The sequence below is a fragment of the Verminephrobacter aporrectodeae subsp. tuberculatae At4 genome (assembly GCF_000193225.1).
Lineage (GTDB): Bacteria > Pseudomonadota > Gammaproteobacteria > Burkholderiales > Burkholderiaceae_C > Acidovorax > Acidovorax aporrectodeae.
Genome location: NZ_AFAL01000431.1, coordinates 1 through 9,586, shown reverse-complemented (window position 1 = coordinate 9,586; position 9,586 = coordinate 1). Strand labels below are relative to the sequence as shown.

Genomic DNA, 9,586 nt, shown 5'->3' with positions numbered 1-9,586 from the left:
CTGCCCCACGCGCAGCGTCCGGCCCGCGCCCTCGCGCACGATGGCGTTCATGCCGAAGCTGATCGCGCCGCCCAGCCGCGGGTCCTGCCGGTAGCCGCGCAGCGTGTCCCCCACCGCCGGGGTGCTTTCTGCGGTCATGGGGTCGATGTCGGGAATCGGGCAGCGCGCGCAGGGCTTGACGGGCTGCAACGCAATGGCGCCGTCCGCAGCGTCGATGCGCAGCCAATCCACCCGGTCCTCGTCGTGCGCCGCGAGGCCCGCGAGCACCACGTTCGGTCGGAAACGCTCGATCCCCACCGCCCTGTGGCCGGCCGCCTGAAGGCGCGCGTTGAGTTCATCCAGGGACGCTTCGCTGGCCACCAGAAGGGGAAAGGCGTCGGCAAACTGGTTCGGCGCCTGGACGCCCCCGGTCCAGTCCATGTCCGACAAACGCCGGTGATCCGGGTCAAAGCGCACGAGCCTGCAGGGCTGCCCCAGAAAATCGCTGAACCACTGGGCCGCGACCGCCCCCATGTCCCATGCCGGCACCCGGTCCTGCCATACGGTCACGGTCGCGGGGGCCTCGGCTTCGACGGCGCCCTGCGCCACGTGCAGGGCCAGCATGCCGGGTGCGCGCAGCACCATGTCATCGCTTCCGAGCTGCGGCCGGATCAGCGCCATGCGGGGCAGGGTGCGCTGGGTCAGAAACCCGCCGTCGGCACCAACCACCATCCAGGCGCGGTCCAGGTCCAGCCCGGTGTCCGTCAGCAAGGACTGCTGCACTTCGACGCCGGCGCAGGATTTGATCGGGTAGACGAACAGACGCGCAATGCGGCCGGACAGACGGCCATCGGGGGTGCAACTCACGCCGGGGGCTCCTGGGAAACGGGGGTGGTGGATTGGAGACGCCATTGTGCCCTGGCCCGATCTGAGGACCATGCCGCGCTCCTACAATGCCCCATGGTCCAAGCCTTTGATCTGTGCATTCGCGGCGCCGGCATCGTGGGCAGCACCCTGGCCCTGCTGCTCGCGCGCGAACAGCTGAGAGTGGCCCTGGTCCCGGGCCCCGACCCCCAAGATGCGGCGGGCGCTGACGTCCGCGCCTACGCGCTGAACAGGGCGTCTGCCGAGTTGCTCCAATCCCTGCGCTGCTGGCCCGACGCCGGGCAAGCCACCGCCGTGCGGCGCATGCAGGTTCTGGGGGACCAGGGCGGCGGCGTGCATTTCGACGCGGCCACGCAGGCCGTGGACGCCCTGGCATGGATCGTCGATGTGCCCGCGCTGCAAGCGCGCCTGGCCGAGGCCCTGCGTTTCCAGCCGCAGGTGGAAGTCGTCGCAACGCCGGTGTCGGCCGCGCTGACGGTGGTCTGCGAGGGCCGCTCCAGCAGCACCCGGGCCGAGTTTGGCGTGGATTTCGAGCGGACCCCCTACGCCCAGCATGCGATCGCCACCCGGCTGCACTGCACTCACCCCCACGGGCAGGTGGCGCGCCAGTGGTTCTTGCCGCATGGCATCCTGGCTTTTCTCCCCTTGGACGGCCCCCTGGGCCACTCCGTCGCCGTGGTGTGGTCCGTCGCGCAGGAGCTGGTCGCGCCGCTGCTGGCGCTCGCGCCCGAAGCATTCGCGCAGGAACTGCAGAGCGCCAGCCGCAGCGCCCTCGGTGCGCTGACGCTGTGCGCGCCGCGCGCGGCCTGGCCGCTGCAACTCGCGCGTGCGCACCGCTGGTGCGGGGCCGGGCCGGCGCAGGCGAGGAATCCGCGCGGCTGGGTGCTCGCGGGCGACGCCGCGCACACGGTGCACCCGCTCACGGGGCAGGGGCTGAACCTGGGGCTCGGGGACGCACGCGCGTTGGCGCATGCCCTGCGCCAGCGCGATGGCTGGCGCAGCGTGGCCGACCCGCGCCTGCTGCGGCGCTACGAGCGCGAGCGCAAGGCCGCCCTTTTCGCCGTCGCTCTGGCAAGCGACGGTCTGCAACAGCTCTTCTCGCGCCCGCAAGGCCTCTGGCAGGCCGTGCGCAACGGGGCCATGGCGGGCTTCGAGCGCAGCGGCCCGCTGAAGAAATTCGTCGCCCGCCAGGCCATGGCATGGCACTGAGGGCGCCACCCCGTCACCCGAGCGCATCCCCTGAAGAAAACGAAAGCCTTCCCGATGAAACTGACCATTACCCTGCTGGCCGCCGCCCTGGCCACCCTGAGCCTGGGCGCCGACGCGCAAGAGGCGCGGATCCGCAAGAGGCTTGCCGCGCGCATTCCCCAGATGAGCAAGATCGACGAGGTGCGGCGCACGCCCATGGCGGGGCTGTACGAGGTGCGCATCGGCACCGACCTGTTCTACACCGACGCCCGGGGCAACTATGTGATCCAGGGTGAGCTGTTCGACTCCAAGGCGCGCCGCAACCTCACCGAAGACCGCATCAGCCAGCTGACTGCGGTGGACTTCTCCGAGCTGCCCCTGAAAGACGCCCTGACCATCGTGCGCGGCGACGGCAAGCGCCGGGTCGCGGTCTTTGAAGACCCCAACTGCGGTTACTGCAAGGTGTTCGAGCGCGACATGCAGCGCGTGGACAACGTCACCGTGCACCTGTTCCTCTACCCCATCCTGAGCCCCGATTCGGCCGAGAAGTCGCGCAACATCTGGTGCGCCAAGGACCAGGCCGGCGCCTGGATGGACCAGATGCTGCGCGACAAGCCCGCCGCCGCAGCCAACTGCGACACCAGCGCGCTGCAGCGCAACCTGGCTTTCGGCAAGAAGTACAAGATCATGGGCACCCCCACCCTGATCTTCGCCAACGGCACCCGCGTGTCGCACGCCATCGGCACGCAGGAAGTGGAAAAGCGCCTGGCGGAGGCCGGCAGCAAGTCCGCAACGGCCGCCAACTGAGGCCGTCCTGTCCCACCACCCTGCGAGCGCCCATGCCAACCGCCCGCCCTGCCGAGCCCGCGGACCTGCACTACCGCGTCGAGCCATCGGACCTGCACGCCCATCTGTTCCACGTCGTGCTGACGCTGGCCCACCCTGCGGCCGGGCAGGAAGTGTCGTTGCCGGCATGGATACCGGGCAGCTACCTGATCCGCGAGTTCGCAAAAAACCTGCAGCAATTGAAGGCCCGGCAAGGCCGGCGCGCCGTCCCCCTGACACAGCTGGACAAGCACCGCTGGCGGGTGGACTGCCGACCCGGCCGGCCGCTGGAGCTGCGCTACGCCGTATGCGCCTGCGACCCCTCGGTGCGCAGCGCGTGGCTCGACGCGGCGCGCGGCTTTTTCAACGGCACCAGCCTCTGCCTGCGCGTGCACGGCCAGGAAGCGCAGCGCCACACGCTGGAGATCGCCAGCACGGACGCCACCGCGCACTGGTCGGTGGCCACGGGGCTTGCCGCCCTGGCCACGGACGAGAGAGGCTTTGGCCTGTACGGCGCCGCCGACTACGACGAACTGGTGGACTGCCCCGTGGAACTGGGGACGTTCTGGGTCGGGCACTTCGACGCCTGCGCCATCCCCCACCGCCTTGTGGTCGCCGGCGCCACGCCGTCCTTCGACGGCCAACGCCTGCTGGACGACACCCGCAAGATCTGCGAGGCCGCCATCCGCTTCTGGCATGGCGCTGCGAGCAAGGCCCCGCATGCAAGCTTTCTGTTCCTGCTCCATGCCGTGGACGATGGCTGCGGGGGGCTCGAGCACCGCAACTCCACGGCGCTGGTGTGCGGCAGACGCAACCTGCCGCGGCAGCAGCAGGAAGCCAAAGCGGGCGAGAGCTACACCACGCTGCTGGGGCTGATCAGCCACGAGTACTTTCACACCTGGAACGTGAAGCGCCTGCGCCCGGCGGAATTCTCCCCCTACGACTACAGCCGCGAGAACTACACCGACCTGCTGTGGTTCTTTGAAGGCTTCACCAGCTACTACGACGATCTGCTGCTGCGCCGGGCCGGACTGATCGACGACGCGGCCTACCTGAAATGCCTCGCCAAGACCATCAACCAGGTGCTGCAAACGCCGGGCCGGGCGGTGCAGAGCGTGGCCCAGGCGAGCTTCGACGCCTGGGTGAAGTACTACCGGCCGGACGCAAACACCGCCAACGCCACGATCAGCTACTACACCAAGGGCGCGCTGGTGGCCCTGTGCCTGGATCTCACGCTGCGCCGCGAAGGCCACGCGACGCTCGACGACGTGATGCGTGCGCTGTGGACGCGCTGCCAGCAGGGGCCCATGACCGAGGCCGACCTGCACGCGGCGCTGCACGCGTGCGCAGGCCGCCCGTTTGACGCCGAATTGCAGCAATGGGTGCATGGCACGGCGGAACTGCCATTGGCCGATCTTCTGGCCGCCCACGGCGTGGACCTGAAAGCAGAAACGCCCCAACTCGCGCAGCGCCTGGGCCTGCGCGTGGCGCAGGACCACGGCCTGCGGATCCAGACCGTGCTGCGCGGCGGCGCCGCAGAGAAGTCCGGCATGGCCGCGGGCGACGAATGGCTGGGGGTGGAAGCGCGGGGACAGGGCTGGCGCGTGCGCAAGCTCGACGACGTGGCGTTCTACGCGGGCACCGAGACCGCGCTCACGGCCTGGGTCGCACGCGACGGGCGCCTGCTGCGGCTGGCGCTCGAATTGCCGGCGCGCGGCCAGGCCGGCAGCGCGCGCAAGAAGGCGCGCCACGGGACGGCCACGCCGGCACAGCCCGACACGATCAGCCTGACCCCCTCCGACAGAAACGCCCTGAGGCGCTGGCTGGACTGAGCAGCGCCCTGCCCTTCGGTGCATTCGTTCCCCCCATGACAAGCCATCAACCCGGGAGATTCCATGTCCTGCGAAACCATCAAAGTCCACGTCGAGGCGGACAAGGTCGGCGTCATCACGCTCAACCGGCCCAAGCAGCTCAATGCCCTCAGCGACCAGCTGATGGACGAACTGGGCGCGGCGCTGAAGGCCTTTGACGCCGAAGAAAAAATCGGCTGCATCATCATCACGGGCAGTGAAATAGCGTTTGCCGCCGGCGCCGACATCGGTGCCATGGCGCAATACAGCTTTGTCGATGCCTACAAGGGCGACTACATCACGCGCAACTGGGAGACGATCCGCTCCATCCGCAAACCCGTGATCGCCGCAGTCAGCGGTTTTGCGCTGGGCGGCGGCTGCGAGCTGGCGATGATGTGCGACTTCATCATCGCCGCGGACAACGCCCGATTCGGCCAGCCCGAAATCAAGCTCGGCGTGATCCCGGGTTCCGGCGGAACGCAGCGCCTGCCGCGCGCCGTGGGCAAGTCAAAGACCATGGACATGGTGTTGACGGGCCGCATGATGGACGCCGCAGAAGCCGAGCGCGCCGGCCTGGTCAGCCGCGTGGTGCCTGACAGTCAGCTCATGCACGAGGCGCTGGGCGCCGCCATCGCCATCGCCGGCTTCTCCCGGATCGCGGTGATGGCGGCCAAGGAATCCGTGAACCGGGCCTTCGAGGGCACGCTCTCCGATGGCCTGATGTACGAGCGCCGCCTGTTCCACGCGCTGTTCGCCACCCGGGACCAAAAGGAAGGCATGGACGCCTTCGTGAACAAGCGCGCGGCCCACTTCACCCACCAGTGAATTTGTCCTACAATCCGCCCCCACGGTGGTATAGCTCAGTTGGTTAGAGCGCAGCATTCATAATGCTGATGTCGGTGGTTCAAGTCCACCTACCACCACCACACCGCGTCCACCAGCCCAACCATTCGCCGTTGGGCTTTTTTCTGCCCGCTGCTTGCGTGCTGGCACTTTGCCGCAGGAGCAGCCCCCCCAAGAAACGCCTCTCCCCCAAGGGATGATCGATGAATCTCCTCGCGACCCTCCGCTACCTGGTTGCCCTGAACACGCACCAGCATTTCGGCCGCGCCGCGCAGGCCTGCAACGTCACGCAGCCTGCGCTGTCGAATGCCCTTCGATCGCTGGAGGAGGAGTTCGGCACCGCCATCGTCAAGCGCGGGCGCAACTATGCGGGGCTCACGCCGGAGGGGGAAAGGGTGCTCTCCACAGCGCAGCGCATGCTGCGTGAGCGCGATCTGTTGCAACAGGAACTCGACAGCGCGGCCGCAAGACCCCAGGGTCGATTGACTCTGGGCGCGGTGCCCACGGCCGTGCCGATCGTCGCGCGCTTTGCCGCCAAGCTGAAGGCCCGCTGCCCCGGGATTTCGCCCATCGTACGTTCCATGAGTTCGCCGGAGATCGAAGCCGGCCTGGAGAGCCTGTCCCTGGATCTGGGCCTGGGGTATACGGACCGCATCAAGCGGCAGAACACCCACCTCGCGACGATTGCGCAGTACACCGAGCACTACTTTCTGGTGCAGCGCACCGACGAGCCGAACGCCAAGGGCTTGCACATCGGCAAGCCTGTCTCCTGGCGCGAGGCCGGGGAACTTCCGCTGTGCCTGCTCACACCCGAGATGCACAACCGGACGATCGTGGGCAGCGCCCTGGCCATGGCCGGTGTGGAGGTCAAGCCGGAAATCGAAACCAACTCCGTCCTCACGCTGGCGCTCAGCGTCGTCGCGGGCAATGTGTGCAGCATCCTGCCCGGGGCGCTGGTCGATGCCGTGCGCACCTACGCGGAATTGCAAGCGCGGCCGCTCACGAGCCCGGACGTGCGCACACCGGTCGGCTTCATGATGGTGGCAACGGACCGGCCGTCGCGCACCCTCAGGGCCGCAGTCGATCTGGCGCGCGACCCCGAATGGCTAAGTGTCCTGCCCTGCGAATAGCGGCACATGAAACTGCGCCTTTCGCGCCATGGCGGCGTTGCAAATCCTCGCGATACCTACGGGTATCGCTGCGGTTTGCGCCTTGCCATGACGCGAAATGCATCAGTTTCATTTTGTGCCGCTATTCGCAAGGCAGAACACTAGAGCACGCCGCAGCGCACAGCGCCGAGATCGACGTATGAAGCTGCCTGCATAGATCACGGATATAAATGGCTCCATGTAACGAAATGATTTGACCGCCAGTCAACGTCCCGCCGACACTCCGACGCCAGCAAAAAGACCGTGCGTTCTGCGCGTTCTGCCAGCGCAATACAACGGAGCCCACGCTGATGTCATCGCTACTCGACCAGGACGCTGTTCCCATCCTCGCACCCAGGGACCCCTCCCCCTTTGCTGCGGGATTGCTGGACAAGGAACGCATCATTGCCGGCCCGGGATTCAATCGGTGGCTGGTGCCGCCAGCGGCGCTGGCCATCCACCTGTGCATTGGCATGGCGTATGGCTTTTCCGTGTTCTGGCTGCCGCTGTCCAAGGCGCTATCGACCGCCGGAACAGGGGCCACGACCTGCGCCAAAGAGATCGGCTTCTTCGCAGAACTCTTTGCGCGCGACTGCGATTGGCGCATCGCCACGCTCGGCTGGATGTACACGCTGTTCTTCGTTTTTCTCGGCTGCTCGCTGCCATCTGGGGCGGCTGGCTGGAGCGCGCGGGCCCGCGCAAGGCGGGTGTGGTGTCGGCCGTCTGCTGGTGTGCAGGCATGTTGATCTCGGCACTGGGCATCCACGTCCATCAGTTCTGGCTGATGATTCTTGGCTCGGGCGTGATCGGCGGCATCGGCCTGGGACTGGGCTACATCTCGCCGGTATCGACCCTGATCAAGTGGTTCCCGGACCGGCGCGGAATGGCCACCGGAATGGCCATCATGGGCTTTGGCGGCGGCGCCATGATCGGCTCGCCGTTCGCGGTGGAGCTGATGAAATACTGGGCCACCCCGACCAGCGTGGGCGTGATGCAGACCTTCGTCGTCATGGGTCTCGTCTACTTCGTCTTCATGCTCGGCGGCGCCTTCGGGTACCGCGTGCCGCCCACGGGCTGGACGCCGGCAGGCTGGACGCCGCCCGCGGCACAAGCGGGCAACGCCATGATCACGCAGCGCCACGTGCATGTGAAAAGGGTTTGGGGAATTCCCCAGTTCTGGTTGATCTGGATGGTGCTGTGCATGAACGTGAGCGCCGGCATCGGCGTGCTCGGCATGGCCTCGCCCATGCTGCAGGAAGTCTTTGGCGGCACGCTGGCGGGCGTGCCGAAGAAATTTGCCGCGTTGGACAAAACGGAGCTCGCAGCCATTGCTGCGGTGGCCGGCGGTTTTGCGGCCCTGCTGTCCTTGTTCAACATCGGGGGCCGATTCTTCTGGGCCAGCCTGTCGGACAAACTCGGCCGCAAGCTGACCTACGTGGTGTTCTTCGTCCTCGGTGGCCTGCTCTACTTCAGCATCCCGGAAAGCGCGGCGGCCGGCAGCAAGCTGCTCTTCGTCGGCGCCTTTTGCATCATCCTCTCGATGTACGGCGGGGGCTTTGCCACGGTCCCGGCGTACCTCGCGGACCTGTTCGGAACCCAGATGGTCGGCGCCATCCATGGCCGCCTGCTCACGGCCTGGGCGACTGCGGGAATTCTGGGTCCCGTGGTCGTGGGCTATATGCGCGAGTACCAATTGGGCCAGGGCATCCCGCGCGAGCAGGTCTACAACCAGACGATGTACATCCTGGTCGGCATGCTGGCCGTCGGCCTCCTGTGCAACCTGATGGTTCGTCCCCTGGCCGACACGTGGTTCATGAGCGACGCGGAGCTCGCCGAGGAAAAGCGGCTGGCGCACGAGAAGGCCGTTGCCGCCGAGGCGGGAATGGGGCGCGCGAACGCACGCGGCGATGCCACGCCGGCGGCCCAGGTCTGGCTGGCCTGGCTCGCGGTGGGCATTCCCTTGGCCTGGGGCCTCTACAAGACCTTGGTCTCTGCGGCCACGTTCTTTCAGTGACGGGGTTCCCCAGCGATGAAGCCCGAGCACCATGGCGCTGACGCCTCCCCGGAAATCACCATGGCGTTGCGCGAGCAGCTGCGCCGACCGCGCGGCACACACACGGCACATCCAGCACACCCGGCCGATCCGCACCGGCAAACGGTGCGCGACATCGTCGAGCGCCTGAAGGACGTGCCTGGCGCGCTGCTGCCCATCCTGCACGCCGTGCAGGACGCGCTGGGCCATGTCCCCGCGGATGCGGTCGCGGACATCGCGCAGGGCCTGGACCTGTCGCGCGCCGAGGTGCACGGCGTCATCACCTACTACCCGCACTTTCGCAGCGCGCCTGCGGGCCGCCGTGTGCTGCAAATCTGCCGCGCCGAGGCCTGCCAGGCCATGGGCGCGGAGCCGCTGTGGGCGCAGGCCTGCGCACGCCTGGGCCTGCCCGACGCGGGCGGCACGGCGCGCGACGGGGCGTTCACCCTCGAGCCGGTGTACTGCCTGGGGCTGTGCGCCACGTCCCCGGCGCTGCGGCTCGACGAGCACGTGCACGCACGCCTGACGCCGGCGCGGCTCGACGCACTGCTCGCCGCGTCGGAGGCTGCGGCATGAGCAGCGTGCGTGTCTTCGTTCCGGCCGACAGCGCGGCGCTGGCCGTCGGCGCCGACGCCGTCGCAGCGTGTCTGTTGGCCGGCGCCGCGCGGCGCGCGCTCGACGTGCAGCTGGTGCGCAATGGCTCGCGCGCCATGATGTGGCTGGAGCCGCTGGTCGAAGTGGAGACGCCGCAGGGGCGCGTGGCCTACGGCCCGGTCGCGCCGCAGGACGTCGAGGGCCTGCTCGATTCCGGCCTGCTCCAGGGCGGCGCGCACGCG

General features: G+C 68.1%; 7 protein-coding genes, 1 tRNA gene and 2 pseudogenes. 9 read left to right on the top strand and 1 reads right to left on the bottom strand.

The features are described from left to right. Nucleotides 1-846: MOSC domain-containing protein (locus VTU_RS0113690; protein WP_010105061.1), on the bottom strand; the 846-nt coding region annotated here is incomplete at its 3' end. Between the two features lie 93 nt (nt 847-939). Between VTU_RS0113690 and VTU_RS0113685 the strand changes: the two genes are divergently transcribed. From VTU_RS0113685 to VTU_RS27250, 9 genes and pseudogenes are all read left to right on the top strand, one after another. Next, nucleotides 940-2,073 carry an FAD-dependent monooxygenase gene (locus VTU_RS0113685; RefSeq protein WP_010105060.1) on the top strand — a complete coding sequence of 378 codons (1,134 nt, stop codon included), beginning with the start codon at nt 940-942 and terminating at the stop codon, nt 2,071-2,073. A 54-nt stretch (nt 2,074-2,127) separates the two neighbouring features. Then, complete coding sequence (locus VTU_RS0113680; RefSeq protein ID WP_010105059.1) at nt 2,128-2,859, top strand: DsbC family protein; 732 nt, start codon at nt 2,128-2,130, stop codon at nt 2,857-2,859. A gap of 32 nt (nt 2,860-2,891) precedes the next feature. Further along, nucleotides 2,892-4,709, top strand: coding sequence for a M61 family metallopeptidase (locus VTU_RS0113675; protein ID WP_010105058.1), 1,818 nt, complete (start codon nt 2,892-2,894; stop codon nt 4,707-4,709). 63 nt (nt 4,710-4,772) lie between these two features. Continuing rightward, complete coding sequence (locus tag VTU_RS0113670) at nt 4,773-5,552, top strand: enoyl-CoA hydratase (RefSeq protein ID WP_010105057.1); 780 nt, start codon at nt 4,773-4,775, stop codon at nt 5,550-5,552. A 24-nt stretch (nt 5,553-5,576) separates the two neighbouring features. Next, nucleotides 5,577-5,653, top strand: a tRNA-Met gene (locus VTU_RS0113665). Between the two features lie 120 nt (nt 5,654-5,773). Then, nucleotides 5,774-6,700: a LysR family transcriptional regulator gene (locus VTU_RS0113660; protein ID WP_010105054.1), complete on the top strand. Its 927-nt coding sequence runs from the start codon at nt 5,774-5,776 to the stop codon at nt 6,698-6,700. Between the two features lie 329 nt (nt 6,701-7,029). Then, a pseudogene (locus tag VTU_RS27255) lies at nt 7,030-8,732 on the top strand (OFA family MFS transporter). 60 nt (nt 8,733-8,792) lie between these two features. Beyond that, on the top strand, nt 8,793-9,326 hold the full coding sequence (locus VTU_RS0113650) for a formate dehydrogenase subunit gamma (RefSeq protein WP_040892827.1): 534 nt from the start codon (nt 8,793-8,795) through the stop codon (nt 9,324-9,326). Beyond that, nucleotides 9,323-9,586, top strand: a pseudogene (locus VTU_RS27250) (formate dehydrogenase); the annotation flags it as partial. The gene VTU_RS0113650 and the pseudogene VTU_RS27250, both read left to right, overlap by 4 nt.

Bases quoted from the DNA above. Each gene is read 5' to 3' on its own strand.
- VTU_RS0113685 (WP_010105060.1), top strand. From the start codon at position 940: ATGGTCCAAGCCTTTGATCTGTGCATTCGCGGCGCCGGCATCGTGGGC.
- VTU_RS0113680 (WP_010105059.1), top strand. From the start codon at position 2,128: ATGAAACTGACCATTACCCTGCTGGCCGCCGCCCTGGCCACCCTGAGC.
- VTU_RS0113675 (WP_010105058.1), top strand. From the start codon at position 2,892: ATGCCAACCGCCCGCCCTGCCGAGCCCGCGGACCTGCACTACCGCGTC.
- VTU_RS0113670 (WP_010105057.1), top strand. From the start codon at position 4,773: ATGTCCTGCGAAACCATCAAAGTCCACGTCGAGGCGGACAAGGTCGGC.
- VTU_RS0113660 (WP_010105054.1), top strand. From the start codon at position 5,774: ATGAATCTCCTCGCGACCCTCCGCTACCTGGTTGCCCTGAACACGCAC.
- VTU_RS0113650 (WP_040892827.1), top strand. From the start codon at position 8,793: ATGGCGTTGCGCGAGCAGCTGCGCCGACCGCGCGGCACACACACGGCA.